The organism is Actinacidiphila yanglinensis (assembly GCF_900107965.1).
Taxonomy (GTDB): Bacteria; Actinomycetota; Actinomycetes; order Streptomycetales; family Streptomycetaceae; genus Actinacidiphila; species Actinacidiphila yanglinensis.
The window spans coordinates 42,467-61,081 of sequence record NZ_FNVU01000007.1 but is presented as its reverse complement, the minus strand read 5'-3'; the positions used below and the strand labels follow the sequence as shown (position 1 = coordinate 61,081).

At 73.2% G+C, this 18,615-nt stretch carries 15 protein-coding genes; 6 read left to right on the top strand and 9 right to left on the bottom strand.

Features of this window, described 5'->3' with window-relative positions; translation table 11 throughout:
* Nucleotides 1-2 precede the first annotated feature (2 nt).
* Nucleotides 3-2,513 (bottom strand): DUF4132 domain-containing protein, encoded by a 2,511-nt coding sequence (locus C4U44_RS17680; RefSeq protein ID WP_103886801.1) that lies wholly within the window; start codon nucleotides 2,511-2,513, stop codon nucleotides 3-5.
* Nucleotides 2,514-2,640: 127 nt separating this feature from the next.
* Between C4U44_RS17680 and C4U44_RS17675 the strand changes: the two genes are divergently transcribed.
* Nucleotides 2,641-3,033, top strand: coding sequence for a hypothetical protein (locus C4U44_RS17675; RefSeq protein WP_103886800.1), 393 nt, complete (start codon nucleotides 2,641-2,643; stop codon nucleotides 3,031-3,033).
* The gene (locus tag C4U44_RS17670; protein ID WP_103886799.1) at nucleotides 3,033-5,486 is read left to right on the top strand and encodes a DUF4132 domain-containing protein; all 2,454 of its coding nucleotides are present in this window, start codon (nucleotides 3,033-3,035) and stop codon (nucleotides 5,484-5,486) included. The genes C4U44_RS17675 and C4U44_RS17670 overlap by 1 nt, the downstream gene beginning before the upstream one ends.
* 99 nt (nucleotides 5,487-5,585) lie before the next feature.
* On the opposite strand, the gene C4U44_RS17665 is transcribed toward C4U44_RS17670, so the two are convergent.
* From C4U44_RS17665 to C4U44_RS17645, 5 genes are all read right to left on the bottom strand, one after another.
* Nucleotides 5,586-6,359 carry a succinate dehydrogenase iron-sulfur subunit gene (locus C4U44_RS17665; protein ID WP_103886798.1) on the bottom strand — a complete coding sequence of 258 codons (774 nt, stop codon included), beginning with the start codon at nucleotides 6,357-6,359 and terminating at the stop codon, nucleotides 5,586-5,588.
* On the bottom strand, nucleotides 6,359-8,113 hold the full coding sequence (gene sdhA / locus C4U44_RS17660; RefSeq protein ID WP_103886797.1) for a succinate dehydrogenase flavoprotein subunit: 1,755 nt from the start codon (nucleotides 8,111-8,113) through the stop codon (nucleotides 6,359-6,361). The genes C4U44_RS17665 and sdhA overlap by 1 nt, the downstream gene beginning before the upstream one ends.
* Nucleotides 8,114-8,141: 28 nt before the next feature.
* Nucleotides 8,142-8,624, bottom strand: coding sequence for a succinate dehydrogenase hydrophobic membrane anchor subunit (locus tag C4U44_RS17655; RefSeq protein ID WP_103886796.1), 483 nt, complete (start codon nucleotides 8,622-8,624; stop codon nucleotides 8,142-8,144).
* A gap of 7 nt (nucleotides 8,625-8,631) precedes the next feature.
* Nucleotides 8,632-9,012 (bottom strand): succinate dehydrogenase, cytochrome b556 subunit, encoded by a 381-nt coding sequence (gene sdhC, locus C4U44_RS17650; RefSeq protein WP_103886795.1) that lies wholly within the window; start codon nucleotides 9,010-9,012, stop codon nucleotides 8,632-8,634.
* Nucleotides 9,013-9,171: 159 nt separating this feature from the next.
* Nucleotides 9,172-9,741 carry a 2-oxo-4-hydroxy-4-carboxy-5-ureidoimidazoline decarboxylase gene (locus C4U44_RS17645; RefSeq protein WP_235032165.1) on the bottom strand — a complete coding sequence of 190 codons (570 nt, stop codon included), beginning with the start codon at nucleotides 9,739-9,741 and terminating at the stop codon, nucleotides 9,172-9,174.
* Nucleotides 9,742-10,121: 380 nt separating this feature from the next.
* Here C4U44_RS17645 and C4U44_RS17640 point away from each other — a divergent pair, with 380 nt between their 5' ends.
* The 3 genes from C4U44_RS17640 to C4U44_RS17630 all read left to right on the top strand — a co-directional run bounded on the left by C4U44_RS17640 (nucleotide 10,122) and on the right by C4U44_RS17630 (nucleotide 13,754).
* Nucleotides 10,122-10,799: an RNA polymerase sigma factor gene (locus C4U44_RS17640; RefSeq protein WP_103886793.1), complete on the top strand. Its 678-nt coding sequence runs from the start codon at nucleotides 10,122-10,124 to the stop codon at nucleotides 10,797-10,799.
* Between the two features lie 12 nt (nucleotides 10,800-10,811).
* On the top strand, nucleotides 10,812-11,735 hold the full coding sequence (locus C4U44_RS17635; RefSeq protein WP_103886792.1) for a hypothetical protein: 924 nt from the start codon (nucleotides 10,812-10,814) through the stop codon (nucleotides 11,733-11,735).
* Between the two features lie 438 nt (nucleotides 11,736-12,173).
* The gene (locus C4U44_RS17630) at nucleotides 12,174-13,754 is read left to right on the top strand and encodes an acyl-CoA mutase large subunit family protein (protein WP_103886791.1); all 1,581 of its coding nucleotides are present in this window, start codon (nucleotides 12,174-12,176) and stop codon (nucleotides 13,752-13,754) included.
* A 77-nt stretch (nucleotides 13,755-13,831) separates the two neighbouring features.
* On the opposite strand, the gene C4U44_RS17625 is transcribed toward C4U44_RS17630, so the two are convergent.
* From C4U44_RS17625 to C4U44_RS17615, 3 genes are all read right to left on the bottom strand, one after another.
* Entirely contained in the window at nucleotides 13,832-14,521 is a 690-nt protein-coding gene (locus tag C4U44_RS17625; RefSeq protein ID WP_235032164.1) for a TetR/AcrR family transcriptional regulator, read from the bottom strand.
* An 80-nt stretch (nucleotides 14,522-14,601) separates the two neighbouring features.
* Nucleotides 14,602-15,975 carry a polysialyltransferase family glycosyltransferase gene (locus C4U44_RS17620; RefSeq protein WP_103886790.1) on the bottom strand — a complete coding sequence of 458 codons (1,374 nt, stop codon included), beginning with the start codon at nucleotides 15,973-15,975 and terminating at the stop codon, nucleotides 14,602-14,604.
* Nucleotides 15,975-17,021, bottom strand: a complete 1,047-nt coding sequence (locus tag C4U44_RS17615) for a glycosyltransferase family 2 protein (RefSeq protein ID WP_103886789.1) — start codon at nucleotides 17,019-17,021, stop codon at nucleotides 15,975-15,977. The genes C4U44_RS17620 and C4U44_RS17615 overlap by 1 nt, the downstream gene beginning before the upstream one ends.
* A gap of 185 nt (nucleotides 17,022-17,206) precedes the next feature.
* Here C4U44_RS17615 and C4U44_RS17610 point away from each other — a divergent pair, with 185 nt between their 5' ends.
* On the top strand, nucleotides 17,207-18,511 hold the full coding sequence (locus C4U44_RS17610; protein WP_200823299.1) for a DUF6716 putative glycosyltransferase: 1,305 nt from the start codon (nucleotides 17,207-17,209) through the stop codon (nucleotides 18,509-18,511).
* The last annotated feature ends 104 nt before the right edge of the window (nucleotides 18,512-18,615 follow it).

Genomic DNA, 18,615 nt, shown 5'->3' with positions numbered 1-18,615 from the left:
CGTCAGGCGGGAAGGGGCCGGCCCGGCAACTGGCGGAGGATCGACGGGTCGGTGATCGACGCGTCGTCCGCGAGCAGGAACGCCTTGGAGAGCACCACCGCCAGCATCCCGCCGTCCTCCTCGAACGGCAGGAACAGCCGGCCCGGTGCCCGGCTGCCCCGGTCGGTGACGATGCACAGGTACGCGTCGTGCGGCTCCATCAGTACGTTCCCGGAGCCGATGTGGATGCGGTAGGCGCCCAACTCACCGCGGACCCGCAGGAAGCGGCCGGCGATCTCCACCCGGTCGGCGATCCGGGTCCGCGGCAGCAGGCGGGCCAGCGCCTCCTTGCGGACCTGCGCGGACGACGGCAGGTCGCCGAACGCGGCGCGCCGCCAGTAGTCCGCGTGCCGGGCGTCGCCACCGTCCTGCCACTGCGGGTCGGCGGCGATGGAGGACACCCCGACGAACAGGTCCACGTCCCGCATCGCCTCCGACAGCACCAGCGGCGGCACCTCCGCCAGCTCCGCCTCGACCCAGGAAGAGCGCCCCGGCGGCCGCCGCTCGAACCGCACCTGGTCGGTGGAGCACAGCGAGGCGATGGCGTGGCCGTCCTCCTCCCGCTCCACCAGCTGGTAGAAGAACCGGGCCCGCCACCCGGACCCGCCCGCCGACGGGAGCACCCGCACCGCCTGACCGTCGTATCCGCCGTCCCAGTACCCCAGGTGGTCGGCGGACCAGCCGCGCGCGGCCATCAGGGACCGTGCCTGCGGGAAGCGCAGGATGTGCGCGGCGAACCGGTTGGAGTACGACCGGGTCTCCTCCTCGGCGGGGGTGAGCAGGTAGACCTCGCGGAAGACCTGCTTGACCGGCTGCCGCAGCTCCCGCCCGGTCAGCTCCGTCCGCCACGCCTGCACGTCGTCGACGGCCGCGCGCAGCGGGTGCCACAGCCGCACCAGGTCCGCCGCGCCGACCCGGGCCGCGGTGCCGTCCGTACCGGCCAGCGCCCAGCCCGCGGCTCCGCGTTCGGGGAGCCCCGCGGTCCAGGTACCCGCGCCGGCCGCCCGCACCTCCCACAGCAGCGCACCCGCGAGCGCGCCCGTCACCGGGTGGTCGGCGTAGTAGCGCTGCCAGTCCGCACCCGTCCACTCCGCGCCCGCCGCCAGGCATTCCTCCAGCCGGGCCCGCTCCGCCGACAGCAGGGACCGCAGCTCCTTCAACGAACCTCGTACCAGGGAGAGTTCGGTGGCGGCATGGTCCCGCACCGGCTTCGGAGCGGCGCGCACCACCCGCCCCTGCGGGGTGCGGAAGGTCAGTGCCGCGGTGGCCGCGCCGTCCACCGCGAGCAGTGCGGTGTACCCGCCGGACAGGACGAACTCCCTCGTTCGGCGCGCGTCGAGCCCCGACGACGGCACCGCGCGCTCGCGCAGCTGCGCCGGGGTGAGCCCGGTCCTGGCGGCGATGTCGAGCTGCGCCCGCTCGGCCGACTTCAGCAGCGTCCGGTTGCGGACCTTCGCGCGCACCGCCGCCAGGGCGCCGACGGCCTGCTCCCCGCGGGTCCCCTCGAAGGAACCGAGCACCGCCACGGCCGCGGTCGCGACGTTGCCGTTGCGGGACATGCCGCCCGACCCGCCGATACCGGTCCCGGCGAGCAGCGCGCACGCGCCGACCAGGGCTACGACCCGGTCGTCCTCCAGATCCGCCGCGGTCCAGAGCAGCCCCCGCACCAGGCTGGTGTTGGCCGCTCCGGCCAGACCGCGCACCCGGGACACCCGGCCGTAGCTCCAGCGCACGGTCACCGCGGTCTCCGGCTGCGCGGCGAATCCCGCCAGCAGCAGCCGGACCGCCTCGGGGCCGCGGGGCGCCGCCGCGAGCAACTGCCCGGCCAGGGTGCGGAACTTCTTCGTGGCGCGTGGCTGGGCCAGGGTCGCGCAGTGGGCGAGGAGGGCGGCGACGCCGTGGGAGGCGAGGAGGTCGGCGTGCTCGGCACGCATCCGCGGCCCGTAGGCGTCGTCGTCGTCCAGTACCGACCGGGGCAGGCCGGTGGCGTCGTCCTCCTCGGGCGGGGCGAGGACGTCGAGCCGGCGGCGCAGGCCGTCCCGGTCCGCGGCGCCCTTGACGTGCGGGGTCCACCTGCTCAACTCGACCACGACCGGCCGCAGCGCGGCGAGTTCGGACGGGTCCAGCGACTCCATCGCGGCCACCGCGAGTTCGACCATCGGAGCCGTCCGCGACCAGACCTCGTCCTCCTGGCCGGTCACCCGCCCGGCCAGGACGGCCGCCTGCGCCGCGGTCCACGGCAGCCTCATCGCGGCGAAGGCGCGTACCGCGCGGGCGACGACCCGGTCGTCCTGCGCGTGCGACAGAATGCGGTGGAACCGCTCCGCCGCCAGGAGCAGTTCGTCCTCGTTCAGCCCCGCGACGAGCCGGCCGACGGCGGATGCCCCGAACTCCCCTTCCGCCGCGCCGTCCCGCTCGCGGTCGTCGGCCGCGGCCCGGTGGAGCCGCACTTCCAGCAGTGCCGTCATCGTCATCGCATGCCCCCTGCTCGCGCGCCGCTCGGCGCCCGTCCCCCGGCGGGGACATCACCGGCACGCTAGGCGCGGCCACCGACATCCGGGGCCGGGGTGGTTGTCGGCGGGGTCGCCTAGAGTCCCCGCCATGGCAACGGTGACCTTCGTCGACGAGACGACGTCCGGTGACAGGCGCGGCTCCTGGGGGCTGGAGATCGCGGAAGAGCGGCTGACCGCAGGGGAGTTGATACGCAGGCGGGTCTTCCAGGAGGTCGCGGAGTACAACGCGGCCCGACCGGAGGTGTTCCGCGGCCTGGTGCGGCCCACGGACGCCGAACAGACCCTGAACGGCTATCGGTTGCGCACCCCGCGCCGGATCGACGCCGAGGAGCAGTGCGCGCTGGCGCTGGATGCCTTCCGGCGCAACGGCTTCCTGGTACTGGTCGGCGACCGCCAGGTCGAGGAGGCGGACGACGAGGTCGACCTGCCGCTCGGCACCGAGGTCGTCTTCCTCAAGCTCGTGCCGCTGGTGGGTGGCTGATGGCGGTCCTCGGCGAGCTGGTGGTGGCCGCCCGACGGCACGCCGCCGACGGGAACATGGGCCGGCTGGCCGACACCCTCGTGGAGGCCCTCACGCGGACCGGACGGCTGTACCCCGGCATGGAGAAGCCGATCGCCACCGTCATGGCGCTGCCCGACGGCGACCGGCGGCGCCTGGTTGACGCGCTGGTCGACCGGCACCGGGCCGGCACCGAGGAGACCCGCCCGCTGCTGCTGCAACTGGTGACCCTCGCCGTGCAGGGCCTCGGCGAGGACGCGCTCGCCACCGAGCGGTCCCTGCGGCTGGCCGGGTACGCCCACGTGCACACCGTGTGGCACGGCGACGAGCTGAGCGTCCTCGCGGCCGCCGAACTCGCCGCCGGGCGCACCCTGCCGCCCGAGGCGGTCGGCGTCATACGGCGCACCGCCGCGATGGCGTACTGGGGCAAGCAACTGGCCGCCCTCGCCAGGACGCTGCACGAGCCGGTGCTCAACGTCGGCGAGCCGTGGGCCGACACCGCGCTCGCCGAGGCCGCCGAACTGGGTCCGGAATGGACCGGGTTGCTGCGGCACGCGGTCGGCGCGACGGCCGCGCGGCCGTCGGAGGCGTGGGAGAAGCAGGGCCGTGCCCTTCTCGACCCGCTCGACCCCGGCGCCGTGCGGGCCCGGCTGCTCGGCTGGCTCGCGCTCGTCGGCCGCCCCCGCAGCCTGCCGTACGAGGAGAAGGAGCACGCGCCCGGCCAGAACGACCTCTACGACCCGTACAACGCCAACGCGCTGCGCGGCCTCGCCTGGCTGCTGTCCCTGCTGCCGCCGCACCCCGACACCGCCCGCGCCCTCGGACGGCTGGTGGAGACCTCGCTGCGCAAGGTGCCCGGCACCGGCCCGCGCAACCCGAAGGTCGCCAACGCCGCCGTGCTGGCGCTGTCCCGGATCGAGGGTGAGCCCGCACTCGCCGAACTCGCCCGGCTGGCCTCCCGCATCACCTTCAAGGGCACCCTCAAGCAGGTCGACGCGGGCCTGGGGACGCGGGCCGCGGCGATGGGGCTGAGCCGCGCGGAGGTGGAGGAACTGGCCGTGCCCTCCTACGGGTTGACCGAGGTGGGCCGGCTGCCGCACGCATACGGGGAGTTGGCCGTACGCGGCGCCAAGGCGGTCCTGACCTGGCGCAACGCGGCGGGCAAGGACGTGAAGAGCCCGCCCGCGCCGCTGAAGCGGGAACAACCCGAGCTCATCGCGGAGTTGAAGACCGCCGCGAAGGACATCGACCGGACGCTCAGCGCGCAGGCCGAACGGCTGGACCGGCAGTTCCTGGCCCGCCGCAGCTGGGCGCACGCCGCGTGGCGGGACCGCTACCTCGACCACCCGCTGGTCGGCACCCTCGCCCGCCGGCTGCTGTGGACCGTCGACGGCACGCCTTGCGGCTGGGCCGGCGACGCCCTGCGCGCCCTCGACGACGCCCCGCTCGGGCCGGTGGCGGACGACGCCGCCGTCGAGCTGTGGCACCCGGTGGGACGGGAGCCGGCCGAGGTGGCCGGCTGGCGGGAGTGGCTCGAACGGCACGGGATCACCCAGCCGTTCAAGCAGGCCCACCGCGAGGTGTACCTCCTCACCGACGCCGAGCGGACCACCGGCACCTACTCCAACCGGTTCGCGGCGCACGTGCTGCGCCAGCACCAGTTCCACGCGCTGGCCGCGGTCCGCGGCTGGCGCAACCGGCTCCGGCTGTGCGTCGACGACTCCTACCCGCCGGCGATGCGCGAGCTCCCCGAGTGGGGCCTGCGCGCCGAGTTCTGGATCGAGGGGGTCGACTTCGAGGCGGGCGGCGGGATCACCGACTCCGGCGCCTACAGCTGGCTGACCACCGACCAGGTCCGCTTCTACCCGGCGGACGCGCCCGTGCACGAGGCGCACGCCTCCGGCGGGGGCTACGGCTACGGCCGGTACTCCGGGACGGTCGCGGCCGCGCTGCCGCTGGAGCAGGTACCCGCGCTGGTGCTCAGCGAGGTACTGCGCGACGTGGACCTGTTCGTCGGGGTGGCCAGCGTCGGCAACGACCCCACCTGGCAGGACGGCGGTCCCGGCGGGCACTTCCGCGCCTACTGGGAGAGCTACGGATTCGGCGAGCTGTCGCAGACCGCGCGCAGCCGCGGGGACCTGCTGGCCCGGCTCGTGCCCCGGTTGGCCATCGGCGACCGCTGCCACGTCGAGGGCCGCTTCCTGCACGTCCGCGGCGACCGGCACACGTACAAGATCCACCTCGGGTCCGGCAACATCCTCATCGCGCCCTACGACGCGTACCTGTGCATCGTGCCCAAGGCCGCCCCGGCCACCCCCGACGTCGGCTACCTGCCCTTCGAGGGGGACCGCACCCTCGCGGTGATCCTCAGCAAGGCGATGCTGCTCGCCCGGGACACGGAGATCACCGACCGGACCATCCTCAGCCAGCTCTGACCGGAGCCCGTCGCCGGCCGCAACGCGCCGGGCCCCGCTCCTCATCAGGAGCGGGGCCCGGCGTCCGTCACGGGGCTGCTCGGCAGCCCACCGGCGGGATCAGAAGCGGCGGGTGATCAGGGCGCGCTTCACTTCCTGGATCGCCTTGGTCACCTCGATGCCGCGCGGGCAGGCGTCCGTGCAGTTGAAGGTGGTGCGGCAGCGCCAGACCCCGTCCTTGTCGTTGAGGATCTCCAGCCGCTGCTCACCGCCCTCGTCGCGCGAGTCGAAGATGAACCGGTGCGCGTTGACGATCGCGGCCGGGCCGAAGTACTGCCCGTCGTTCCAGAAGACCGGGCAGGACGACGTGCACGCCGCGCACAGGATGCACTTGGTGGTGTCGTCGAACCGCTCGCGGTCGGCCGCGGACTGCAGCCGCTCGCGGGTCGGCTCGTTGCCCGTGGTGATCAGGAACGGCATGACGTCGCGGTACGCCTGGAAGAACGGGTCCATGTCGACCACGAGGTCCTTCAGCACCGTCATGCCCTTGATCGCCTCGACGGTGATCGGCTTCTCCGGGCTGACGTCCTTGATCAGCGTCTTGCAGGCCAGCCGGTTCTTGCCGTTGATCCGCATCGCGTCCGAGCCGCACACCCCGTGCGCGCACGAGCGGCGGAAGGTCAGCGAGCCGTCGATCTCCCACTTGACCTTGTGCAGCGCGTCCAGCACGCGCTCCTTCGGGTCGACCTGGATCTGGTAGTCGACCCACTCGGCCTCCGCGGAGACCTCCGGGTTGAACCGGCGCACCCGCAGCGTGATCGCGATCAGGTGGGTTCCGGTGACCTCGGCCGCGTCCAGGGCCGAAGAGTGCTTGTCGAGCGTCGGGGTGCTCATCAGTACTTACGCTCCATCGGCTGGTAGCGGGTCTGCACGACCGGCTTGTAGTCGAGGCGGATCGACTCGGCGCCGTTTGCGTCCACCTCGCGGTAGGCCATCGTGTGCCGCATGAAGTTGACGTCGTCGCGGGTGGGGAAGTCCTCGCGGTAGTGGCCGCCGCGGGACTCCTTGCGGGCCAGCGCGGAGACGGCCATGACCTCGGCGAGGTCCAGCAGGTTGCCCAGCTCGACGGCCTCCAGCAGGTCGGTGTTGAACCGCCTGCCCTTGTCCTGGATGGACACGTTGAGGTAGCGCTCGCGCAGCTCGCCGATCTTCTCCACCGCGGTCTTGATGGTCTGCTCGGTGCGGAACACCATGACGTTGGCGTCCATGCACTCCTGCAGCTCCAGCCGCAGTTCGGCGACCCGCTCGTCGCCGGTGGAGTTGCGCAGCCGCTCGATCTGCGCCTCGACCTTCTCGGTCGGGTTCTCCGGCAGCGGCACCAGGTCGCTGGCGTGGGCGTAGTCCGCGGCGGCGATGCCGGAGCGTCGGCCGAAGACGTTGATGTCCAGCAGCGAGTTGGTGCCCAGCCGGTTCGCGCCGTGCACGGAGACGCAGGCCACCTCGCCGGCCGCGTACAGGCCCGGGACGACGGTGGTGTTGTCGGAGAGCACCTCGCCCTGCACGTTGGTGGGGATGCCGCCCATCGCGTAGTGCGCGGTGGGCTGGATCGGGATCGGGTCGGTGTACGGCTCGATGCCCAGGTAGGTGCGGGCGAACTCGGTGATGTCCGGCAGCTTCGCGTCCAGCTGCTCCGGCGGCAGGTGGGTCAGGTCGAGGTAGACGTGGTCGCCCTCGGGGCCGCAGCCGCGGCCCTCGCGGATCTCGGTGTAGATCGCGCGGGAGACGACGTCGCGCGAGGCGAGGTCCTTCATGACGGGCGCGTACTTCTCCATGAAGCGCTCACCGTCCTTGTTGCGCAGGATGCCGCCCTCGCCGCGGGCGCCCTCGGTGAGCAGGATGCCCATCCGCCAGATGCCCGTCGGGTGGAACTGGAAGAACTCCATGTCCTCCAGCGGCAGCCCGCGCCGGTAGACCGCCGCCTGGCCGTCACCGGTGAGGGTGTGCGCGTTGGACGTCACCTTGAAGAACTTGCCGGTGCCGCCGGACGCGTAGATCACCGCCTTCGCCTGGAAGACGTGGATCTCGCCGGTGGCCAGCTCGTACGCCACCACGCCGGCCGACCGGCGCACCCCGTCCACCTCGGTCAGCAGCTGGTCGAGGACGTAGAACTCGTTGAAGAACTCCACGCCCTCCTTGACGCAGTTCTGGTACAGCGTCTGGAGGATCATGTGACCGGTGCGGTCCGCGGCGTAGCACGAGCGGCGTACCGCGGCCTCGCCGTGGTTGCGCGTGTGGCCGCCGAAGCGGCGCTGGTCGATCCGGCCCTCGGGCGTCCGGTTGAACGGAAGGCCCATCTTCTCCAGGTCCAGGACCGCGTCGATGGCCTCCTTCGCCAGGATCTCGGCGGCGTCCTGGTCGACCAGGTAGTCACCGCCCTTGATCGTGTCGAAGGTGTGCCACTCCCAGTTGTCCTCCTCGACGTTGGCCAGGGCGGCGGCCATGCCGCCCTGCGCCGCGCCGGTGTGGGACCGGGTCGGGTAGAGCTTGGTCAGGACGGCGGTGCGGCTGCGCTTGGTGGCCTCGATGGCAGCGCGCATACCGGCGCCGCCCGCGCCGACGATGACGGTGTCGTACGTGTGGAATTGCATGGTGTCGATTCCCTGTCCGGCCCTGGCCCTAGCGGATGTTCGGGTCGAAGGTGAAGATCACCAGGGACCCGAGCGCGATGGTGAACGCCACGGCGGTGAACAGAATGGTCTTGAGCCAGACACGGGTGTTCGGCTGCTCGGCGTAGTCGTTGATGATCGTGCGCAGGCCGTTGCCGCCGTGCAGCATGGCCAGCCAGAGCATTGCCAGGTCCCAGTACTGCCAGAAGGGCGAGGCCCAGCGGCCCGCGACGAACGCGAAGCCGACCTTGGTGACACCGCCGTCCAGCACCAGCTGGATCAGCAGGTGGCCGATGACCAGCACCACCAGCACGACGCCGGACAGCCGCATGAACAGCCAGCCGTACAGCTCGAAGTTGGTGCGGGTGCTGCGCGGTGTGCGCCGGGTGCGGGCCCGCGGCGGCTCGATCAGCGGCGCCGGGTTGTCCGGGCTGTACGAGGCGCTGGAGCTGGTCAGCTCCACCGCGTCCTTGGGGGAGACTTCAGTGGCCATGTGTCGTTCAGCTCCCGAACAGGTCTCGGGCGGCGTGGCCGAGGACCGGGTAGATCGCGCCGAGCATCAGGAGGATCCACAGGCCCATCACGCTCCAGAACATCTGCTTCTGGTAGCGGGGGCCCTTGGTCCAGTAGTCGACCGCGATGATCCGCAGGCCGTTCAGCGCGTGGAAGAGGATCGCGGCCACCAGGCCGTACTCCAGCAGGCCGACGACGGGCGTCTTGTAGGTCGCCACGACCTTGTCGTAATCCTCGGGGGAGACCCGCACCAGGGCGGTGTCGAGGACGTGGACGAACAGGAAGAAGAAGATGAGGACACCGGTGACTCGATGAGCCACCCACGACCACATGCCTTCCCGGCCGCGGTACAGCGTTCCAGCCGGCACGGAAATTACCCTCCGGGAGCGGGGTGAGGGCTGCCGGCTTCGTGTCGGTCACGCCCGGCCGGGTACGGTCCACCGGCCCCGGCCATCGTAGCGACGTGACCTGTGCCCCGACGGGCGGGGTCGGGCTTGTGTGATCGATCCCGCACGGTCGGGTGAACGTCAGGCGGTGCCCGCGTCCGCCAGCACGATCGGCGGGCGTGCGCCGGGGCGCAGCGCCAGCCGCAGCAGCCGGGCCCGGCCGATCCGCCGCAACTGCTCCGCGGCGACGACCGACTCGCGGTCCGCGTCGTGGCCGAGCCGGGTGCGCAGGCTGGACATGGTCTGGTCGAGGGCGACGGCCGGATCGGCCGCCTCCAGGGCGATCACAAAGGCGTGCCCGAACTTCGCCTCGTACGCGGCGTGCGCCGCCCGCAGCGCGGTGTGCACGGTGAGGCCGCCGCGGTCCGGCAGCGCGGTGGTGTCCTCGCCGGCCAGTGCCTCGGCGAGGTCGGCGGGCGTCAGGTCGTAGGCCGCCTCGTCGGCCGCGGCCAGCAGCGCGTCGACGGTCGGGTAGGGGCGGTGGGCGGCTATCCGCCGGGCCCAGCGGCGGGCCCCGCAGCAGGTGAGGAGGGCCGTTTCGGCGTCGGCGGCCGAGGCGCGGTTGAGCAGGCTCAGCCCCTCGGGCGGCGTGTCGCTGGACAGCGGAACTCCTGGATCGCGATGCGGTCCCGCCGGTGCGGGGAGTCGCACGGCGGGCGGTACGCGGCCTGTGACGCGGCGCGTGACGGGGGTACCGCAACAGTAGACGCCGCCGCGCCCGGGCCGGTTGGCCCGATCCGCGAATTCACCCGTACGTGCGGCTGTTCGGAGGGTGCGCTCGGCGTGGCGGACGTGCGGGAGCGCCTCCGACATGCGCGGTCATGCGCGGTCATGCGCGGCCATGCGCGGCCATGTGCGGCGGCCCCGCGCGTGCACGGTGACGACGGGCCCGGCGGGCGCCGTCGCGGCGTCCGCGGGCGGATGAAGACGGCCGGGGTCCGCCTCCCCCCACAGGAGCGTCCCCGGCCGCCGTCTTGTACGGCGTACGCAGGTCCGAAAGTGTCACCGGCCGCCATGGGGCAGGATGGTGGATGTCCACGGGGGACCAGGGGGTCGAGGGGGCGGGGCCGGACGTGGATCTCGAAACCGCGGTGAGCGCGGCGCAAGGCGGTGACGAGACCGCGTTCAGGGTGCTGTACCGCGCGGTGCAACCGCAGTTGCTGCAGTACGTACGCAGCCTGGTCGGGCCGGGCGACGCGGAGGACGTCGCCTCGGAGGCCTGGCTGCAGATCGCCCGTGACCTGCCGGGCTTCCGCGGCGGCGGCGCCGCGGTCCGGGGCTGGGCGGCGCGGATCGCCCGCAACCGGGCGCTCGACCACATCCGGGCGCGCAGCCGCCGGCCGGTCTCGGGGGCCGGGGTGGACGAACTCGTCGCCCTGCCGGGCCTGGCCGACACCGCGGGCGAGGCGCTGGACGCGGTGGCCACCGACCGCGCGCTGGCCGCGATAGCGGCCCTGCCGCGCGAGCAGGCCGAAGCGGTGCTGCTGCGGGTGGTGATGGGCCTGGACTCCACCAGTGCGGCCCAAGTGCTCGGCAGGCGGGCCGGTTCGGTGCGGATGGCCACCCATCGCGGTCTGCGACGGCTGGCCGAACAGCTCGCCCCGGCCCGCGAGGACCGGGAGGATGATACTCACGGAGCGCAGGAGGAAGCAGAGGAACGAGCGGCAGCGCGGACGGATGTGACGTTCTCCGCGCCGAGGGCACGGTGAGGAAGAAGAGGCATGAGCGACGACGGACGGGCCGGGCTCCCCGGCCCGCGACGGCCCGAAGGACCACCGGGCCCGCGGGGAACCGGCGGCTCGGGCGGTGTGCCCGTGCACCCCGGTGTGCCTGCCGGCCGCGCGGACTGGCTGACCCACGACGCGGCCGAGGCACTGCTGTCCGGGCGGCGGCCGCCGCTCGCCGACGCACAAGCCGAAGGTGAGGCGCAGCGGTTGGCGCTGCTCCTGCTGGCGGCGGCGGCCGGACCCGCCTCGCTCGACGCGCTCGATCCGCTGCGCGAGGAGGAGGCACTGGCGGCCTTCCGCGCGGCGCGTGCGGCCCGCACCGACGGTCCGGCGGTGGAGTTGCCGGCGGTCGGCGCACCGTCCCCCTGCGTGCCGGTGGCGGGGCGTCCGGCCGCCGGCCGGCCCGGCCCGGGCGTCTCGCTGCCCGAACCCGTGGTGGTGGGCCGGTTCGCCGCGAGCCGGTCGTGCGCCGAACGGGCGGTGCCGGCGCGGCGGGCGCGGGTCGGGCGGTCGACGCGGATCGTGATGGCCGCGGCGGCCTCCGTGGTCGTGCTCGGCGGGGTCGCGGTCGCCGTGGCGGCGGTCACCGGGCAGGCCGGGGCCCGGGAGCCGGTCCGGCCGGCCGGCACCAGCGCGCCGTCGACCGCCACGCCGGACCGGTCCGGCGGGCCCGACGCAGGCGTCGTCGGGGTGACCGGCCACGGTGCTGAGGCGCCGGGTGACGCGCCCGACCCTGGCGGCCCGCCCCCGGCCCCGCCCGCGCACGGCGCCGCGCACGGTGCGGAACGCCAGCTCGTCGCGCCCTCGGCGCACGGCAACCACGAGCACGGCGACGGCGACCAGAAGAAGCACCTCCCGCGCGGCCGGCACCGCGCCCGGGGGCACTCCCGCGTGACACCGCCGGGCGCGTCGCACTGACCTTCGGCGGGCCCGCCGGACGGCCCGCCCGGCACGTCGGGTGACACTTCCGCGCCCCGCGCCGCCGTATAGGAGTGGACCGACTGGTCATCGGTCCGGTGGACGCCGGTTCTCCCCGTACCGGTGTCCGCGACACAGAGCGCGGCCGGGTGCGTTTTCCCCCTGCCCGGCCGCGCTCGCCCAGTGCCGCCGCGGCGCACTGTGAGGAAGGTCCCAGCGCGAATCCCGCCCGGCCCACCCGCGTCCCGCTACAGTCCGTGGCGGGCCCATCCGTTTACGCGTCGGTCACTTCGCCGCGACCCGGGCGGGCGGCGGGGGGCGACGGCCCCGTCTGCCGCCCGTACCGCGCGCCGTACGCCCCGCGCATCCCGGCGGGACCGGGTGCGCCCGGCCGCAGGGCCCGGTACCCCCATCAGCGAGCCAGCGGAGGCGGAGAGCATGACGCGAGAGTCGGAGTCCGGTCTGCCGATCGAGCCGGTGTACGGCCCGGAGACCCTGGCGGGCTGGGACGCCGCCGGGCGTCTCGGCGAGCCCGGTCGCTATCCGTTCACCCGCGGCGTGTACCCGTCGATGTACACCGGCCGCCCCTGGACCATGCGCCAGTACGCCGGGTTCGGCACCGCCACCGAGTCCAACGCGCGCTACCAGCAGCTCATCTCCCACGGCACCAATGGCCTGTCCGTCGCCTTCGACCTGCCCACCCAGATGGGACACGACTCCGACGCCCCGCTGGCCGGCGGCGAGGTCGGCAAGGTCGGTGTGGCGATCGACTCGATCGAGGACATGCGGGTGCTCTTCGACGGCATCCCGCTGGACAAGGTGTCCACCTCGATGACGATCAACGCGCCCGCCGCGCTGCTGCTGCTCCTCTACCAACTCGTCGGCGAGGAGCAGGGGGTGCCCGCCGACAAGCTCACCGGCACCATCCAGAACGACGTGCTCAAGGAGTACATCGCCCGCGGCACCTACATCTTCCCGCCGAAGCCGTCGCTGCGGCTGATCGCGGACATCTTCGCGTACTGCCAGGCGGAGATCCCGCGGTGGAACACCATCTCGATCTCCGGCTACCACATGGCCGAGGCAGGGGCCTCGCCCGCGCAGGAGATCGCCTTCACGCTCGCGGACGGCATCGAGTACGTGCGGACCGCGATCGCCGCCGGGATGGACGTCGACGACTTCGCACCACGGCTGTCGTTCTTCTTCGTGGCGCGCACCACCATCCTGGAGGAGGTGGCCAAGTTCCGGGCCGCCCGCCGGATCTGGGCGCGGGTGATGCGCGAGGAGTTCGGGGCGAAGAACCCCAAGTCGCAGATGCTGCGCTTCCACACCCAGACCGCCGGGGTGCAACTCACCGCGCAGCAGCCGGAGGTGAACCTGGTCCGGGTCGCGGTGCAGGGCCTGGGCGCGGTCCTCGGCGGCACCCAGTCGCTGCACACCAACTCCTTCGACGAGGCCATCGCGCTGCCCACCGACAAGTCGGCCCGGCTCGCGCTGCGCACCCAGCAGGTGCTCGCCCACGAGACGGACGTCACCGCCACCGTGGACCCGTTCGCGGGTTCGTACGTGATGGAGGCGATGACCGACGACGTCGAGGCCGCCGCCCTGGAACTGATGGGCAAGGTCGAGGAGTTGGGCGGGGCGGTGAACGCGATCGAGCGGGGCTTCCAGAAGTCCGAGATCGAGCGGAACGCCTACCGGATCGCCCTGGAGACCGACGCGGGCGAGCGGGTCGTGGTCGGCGTCAATCGGTTCAAGCTCGACGAGGAGGAGCCGTACGAGCCGCTGCGGGTGGACCCGGCGATCGAGGCGCAGCAGGCGGAGCGGCTGGCCCGGCTGCGCGCCGACCGCGACCAGGCCGCGGTCGACCAGGCGCTCGACGCCCTCCGCAAGGCGGCCACCGGCACGGACAACGTGCTCTACCCGATGAAGGAGGCGCTGCGCTGCCGCGCCACGGTGGGCGAGGTCTGCAACGCGCTGCGCGAGGTGTGGGGGACGTACGTCCCCACCGACGCGTTCTAGAACGGGCCTCCCCGGGCGGCGGGTTCGACGCCGCGTTCCCGCCCCGCCGCCCGTGGCGGAGCCGCGCGGCGCGGCGCTCAGCGGGTGGCGTAGGTCAGGACGCGCCGGCCGAGGAGGGACTCGACGGAGTCGAGCAGGGCGAGGGCGTCCTCGGCGACGGTGCCGGGCGGGCGCCCGGCCCGGGACCGGTCGCCGATCTCGCGGAAGAGCTGCTCCTGGACCCAGCCGAGCTGGGAGGCGACCAGGCGCGGCGTGGGGTCGCCGGGCTCGGCACCGGTCTCGGCGGCGAGAGTCTCGGCGAGGGCGTCGACCATCTCGCGGGTGGTGGCGTCCAGGCGCGCGGAGAGGGTGGGCTCGGCGCGGACCATTTCGAGGAAGCGGCCGAAGCCCTGGGTGAGGCCCACCATGCGGTCGCCGTTGCGCAGTTCACCGCGCAGGGCGGCGAGCACCGCCACCGCGGCGGACTGGCCCGGCTCGCGGTCCCGCACCATCTGCACCATCCGCTGCGCGGACGCCTCCTCGGGGTAGAAGACCAGGTCCTCCTTGGAGGGGAAGTACGTGTAGACGGTGTTCACGGACACCTCGGCGGTGCGGGCCACCTCGGCGATCGTCACCCGGGCGAAGCCGTGCTCGAGGAACAGCCCGGTGGCCACCTCCGCGATGTGGCGCCTGGTCTGCCGTCTCTTCTCGTCGCGCAGCCCGACGGCGAGGATCGCCTCGGCGCGCGTCGGCTGCTCGCGCAGACTTCCACGGGTGATGTCGCTCACTGTTCCATCGTAGGGCAGGGCGTCCGAGCGACCGTGTCCGTTATCCGGCGAGCTGCGCAGCCCGCGGGCCGTGCCCGGGCTCACCCGAGGGCGGCCTTCTTCAGCGCGCGGGCGCCGCGGGCGACCCTCCGGACGGCGCGCACCCGCGGCACCAGCGAGCGCCGGGGCGGGAGCGCGCCGGGCAGGCCGAGCGAGGTGAGCCGGCGCCGCTTGAAGTACGGCCAGGTGCCGGGGCCGAGGTTCGCGCCGAGCCAGGCCACCGCCTCGGACCGCAGGTGCGGGTACGCCTCGGCCTGCATGCAGTAGCCCACCGTGTGCAGCAGCGGCGTGAGTTCGTCGGCCACCTGCTGCGGCGAGGGCGACGTCCAGTCGCGTACGGCGTCCGCGTCGGACACGTCGGGCAGCAGCGCGTGCACGAGGGTCACCGGCACCCGGTTGCTGTTCTGGTACGGCGAGAGCCGGTCGAGCAGCAGCTTGGTGCCGCTGCGGGCGACGGGGATGCCGTAGAGGGCGGACGCGGTCAGCAGCGCGGTGGAGAAGCAGCCGGCCACCAGGGCGGGCCGGGCCCGCTGGTAGACCACCTCGGCGAGCACCGGGCTGTCCAGCACGGTCAGTTCGGCGCCCAGCTTGCGCGCCTCCTCGCGGAGCGGCTCCAACCAGTGCGCGGGCGCGGTCGGGTGCGGCTTGAAGACCAGCCGGCGGTGGCCGAGGGCGACCGCACCGCGCACCAGCGTCAGGTGCAGCCGCTCCTCCTCCTCGACGCTGAGGATGCCGAGCGCCGACAGGTACTGGCCGAGCAACAGGGCCGCGTCGGCGGGCAGTTCGTCCACCGGGTCGGCGCCGACGAGGCTGCTCGTGCGGGTCGCCTCGGCCACCTCGGCGAGCACCTTGGTGAACTCCGCGCTCGGTACCACCCGTGCGGGGACGCCGAACTCGCTGAGCAGCAGCGGCTCCAGGCCGGGCACCAGGTCCAGGTGGAGCAGCGCGTCGATCCGGGTGTCGACCAGCAGCCCGAGTTTGTTGCGGGTCGGGCCGTAGGACATCAGGCCGTCGGCATAGACGGTGATCGGGGCGCCGGTGAAGACCTGCGCGAAGGACAGCGCGGGCGCGACCTGGATGGACTCCACGACCAGGTCGAGGTCGTCCTCGCCCAGATGCCACAGCTGCCGGAAGTACCGGTCCCACATGGGGACTTCGTCGGTGCGCGGGGACCAGCCGCCCGGGTGCATCGGCCGGATCGCGTCGTTCCAGGACACGACCCGGTCGAAGCGGGCGCGCAGCGGCTCGAAGCCGGGCGACCGGTCGGGGGCGTCATGGGTCTCGGGCACGCCGGCGTTGTTGCTGACCACGAGGATGCGGCGGTCGGCCGGCGGCAGCGTGCCCGCGTCGATGGCCGCGGCGAGCGTGGCCATGCCGTAGAGGGTGGAGGCAAGGAGGAGCTGGGTGCGAGCCATCAGGCCACCGCCGATCCGCTGGTCGCGTTGTCGCGTACACCGTCGTCGCCGTCATCGCCGGCCGAGCCCGCCGCGGGGCCGTCGGCCCTGCCCGACATCCGCCCGCGCAGGCGGCGGACCCGGGCGCTGCGTTCGGCGTCCATCGAGTCCAGCGCGTCGGCGAGCAGGTCCGCGGGCAGCCGGCCGAGCGCTGCGGCGGACAGCGTCTTGAGCCGCCGGGCCAGCACCGGCTCGAACCGGTCGATGTTGTCCAGGTGGTGGGCGATGATCGCGCAGTAGGTGCGGATCGCCTTGGGCAGGAACCGCTCCTCGTCGGGGTCGCCGGCGAGTTCGGCGATCACCTGGTCGAAGGAGCGGACGAAGTCGAGTTGCCGCTCGTCGCCGATCTGGGTCAGCGAGGTGTTCACCCCGCGCCGGTAGTGCACCCCCAGCAGGCCGACCACCGCGCAGGACTTCGCCTCCCGGTGCAGCCGCCAGATCCACGGCCGGTCCTCGGCGGTGCGCAGGTGCTCGGGCATGTGCACCAGGCCCTGCTCGACGATCCGGCGGTGGTAGGCGCCGGCCCAGGAGTAGGGGTAGTCGACCAGCGACGGCCGGTCCGCGGGCAGGATCGCCGAGCGCGGGTCGAGCCGCGCGTTGCGGCGGCCGTGCGGGGCGCGGATCACGTTGCGGGTGGAGCCGGTGCACTGGACGTGGTCGGTGCGCAGGAAGTCGACGTCCAACTCGTCCATGGCGCGGGCCAGTTGCGGCAGGTAGCCGGGGGCGAGCCAGTCGTCGCCGTCCATGAAGGTCAGGTACTCGCCCCGCGCCGCGTCGATTCCCGCGTTGCGCAGCGCCGCGACCCCGGTGTGGTCGCGGCGTATGACCCGGGCGCCCGGCAGCGAACCGACACCCTCTTCCAGGAGTTGCGGGGTCCGATCGGTCGACCCGTCGTCCATCAGCAGGAACTCGAAGTCCGAACGGGCGTTTGCTCGGAGGCTGCGCAGCGCATCGGGAACGAATGGCTGCACATTGAAAAAGGGCACGATGACGGAGAGCTTGACCACGCGATTACTTTAGGGCGCCGCTCGGCTCGGTACTTTGCCGGTTGCGTACTTCCAGGTAAACGGAGAATGGCGAGAAGGTGATTCGCTCGCGCTGGGTGATCACTCGCAAAGTAGCGGCATTCTGTTTACCTTCCGTTGGCCTTCGATTAGCCCATTCCACCCACCCGCTTCCTACTGTCTGCGACGTGCCAGAACGTACGTCATTGCCCCTGCGGGTCACGGTGATCGCCGATTCGGACACCCGCTGGAAGTGGGGTGCGCTGACCGCGCGCCGGATCGACCCGGATGCGCGGCTCGATGCCCGCTTCCTGCGCGGCCGTGCCACGCCCACCCCGCGGCAACTCGCCGAACTGGGGATTCCGGCCGACACGATGACCGAGCAGACCGCCGCGGAGATGCTCGCCGAGATCAGCGCGGACACCTGCGACGTGCTGGTCGTCTCCTGTGTGGGCGGCACCATCCAGTGCTTCCTGCACGGCTTCGACCGGGCCTGGCGCGGCCACGCCCGCCGCCCGGTGGTGGTCACCGGCTACGTCGGCGTGGTCTACGAGAAGCTCACCGACGGCCTGCTGCTGCGGGCCGGCGCCGACGTGGTGCTCGCCAACAGCACCGACGACGCGCTGCGTTTCCGGTCCGTGTACGAAGGGGTCGGCTTTCCCACCGGCGCCATCGTGGAGACCGCGCTGCCGTTCCTCGACGGCGCCGCGTACCGCCGCGACAGCAGCCGGCCGTTCACCGTCACCTTCGCCGTGCAGCCGTCCGCGCCGGCCGAACGGCCCGAACGGCTCTACCTGTTGCGCCGGGCCGTCGAGCACGCCCGCCGGAACCCCGACCGCGAGGTGCTGGTGAAGCTGCGCAGCATGCCCGGCGAGCAGACCACGCACATCGAGGAACACCCCTACCAGCACCTGATGGAGTCGCTGGAGCCGCCGGAGAACGTCTCCCTGGTCTACGGCGCGATGGGCGAGGTGCTCGACCGCACCGACCTGCTGGTCACCGTCAGCTCCACCGCCGCGCTGGAGTCGCTGCACCGCGGCATACCCACCGCGATCCTCACCGACCTCGGCATCCGCGAGACCCTCGGCAACCACCACTTCCTCGGCTCGGGCTGCCTCGCCTCCTGGGACCAGCTCGACGACGGCGGACTGCCCGAGGCCGACCCCGAGTGGACCGCCTCCCACGGCGTGGGCACCGGTGACCCGTACGCCGACCTGCGCGCCCGCGTGCACGCCCTGCGCGCCGCCGGCCGGCTGCCGCGACTGACGCCGTACTACACGCTGCGCACCGCCCCCGGCTACCTGCCGGGCATCCTCGCCCGGCAGGGCCTGGACCCGGAGGGGCTGCCCACCGTGCGCACGGCCACCGCCACCGGCGGCAGCAGCCGGGTGCGCAAGGCCGCCCGCCGGATGATCCGCAAGTCCGCCCGCACCGCCTACCGCCAGGGCGTCCAGCGCGTCGCCCCGGCCATCCGCCGCTGGGGCCAGCTGTGATCAGCGGCCCCGGGGCGGTGACCCGCGCCGCCGGTGGCGGGATGCGACCGGCCGGCCCCGCCGGGGGTGGCCGCCCCCGTACCGACCCGGTCCCCGGGACGCAC

What these genes read in the sequence shown, in the direction of transcription:
- C4U44_RS17680 (WP_103886801.1), bottom strand. Translation starts at nt 2,513, where the DNA reads ATGACGATGACGGCACTGCTGGAAGTGCGGCTCCACCGGGCCGCGGCC.
- C4U44_RS17675 (WP_103886800.1), top strand. Translation starts at nt 2,641, where the DNA reads ATGGCAACGGTGACCTTCGTCGACGAGACGACGTCCGGTGACAGGCGC.
- C4U44_RS17670 (WP_103886799.1), top strand. Translation starts at nt 3,033, where the DNA reads ATGGCGGTCCTCGGCGAGCTGGTGGTGGCCGCCCGACGGCACGCCGCC.
- C4U44_RS17665 (WP_103886798.1), bottom strand. Translation starts at nt 6,359, where the DNA reads ATGAGCACCCCGACGCTCGACAAGCACTCTTCGGCCCTGGACGCGGCC.
- sdhA (WP_103886797.1), bottom strand. Translation starts at nt 8,113, where the DNA reads ATGCAATTCCACACGTACGACACCGTCATCGTCGGCGCGGGCGGCGCC.
- C4U44_RS17655 (WP_103886796.1), bottom strand. Translation starts at nt 8,624, where the DNA reads ATGGCCACTGAAGTCTCCCCCAAGGACGCGGTGGAGCTGACCAGCTCC.
- C4U44_RS17640 (WP_103886793.1), top strand. Translation starts at nt 10,122, where the DNA reads ATGTCCACGGGGGACCAGGGGGTCGAGGGGGCGGGGCCGGACGTGGAT.
- C4U44_RS17635 (WP_103886792.1), top strand. Translation starts at nt 10,812, where the DNA reads ATGAGCGACGACGGACGGGCCGGGCTCCCCGGCCCGCGACGGCCCGAA.
- C4U44_RS17630 (WP_103886791.1), top strand. Translation starts at nt 12,174, where the DNA reads ATGACGCGAGAGTCGGAGTCCGGTCTGCCGATCGAGCCGGTGTACGGC.
- C4U44_RS17620 (WP_103886790.1), bottom strand. Translation starts at nt 15,975, where the DNA reads ATGGCTCGCACCCAGCTCCTCCTTGCCTCCACCCTCTACGGCATGGCC.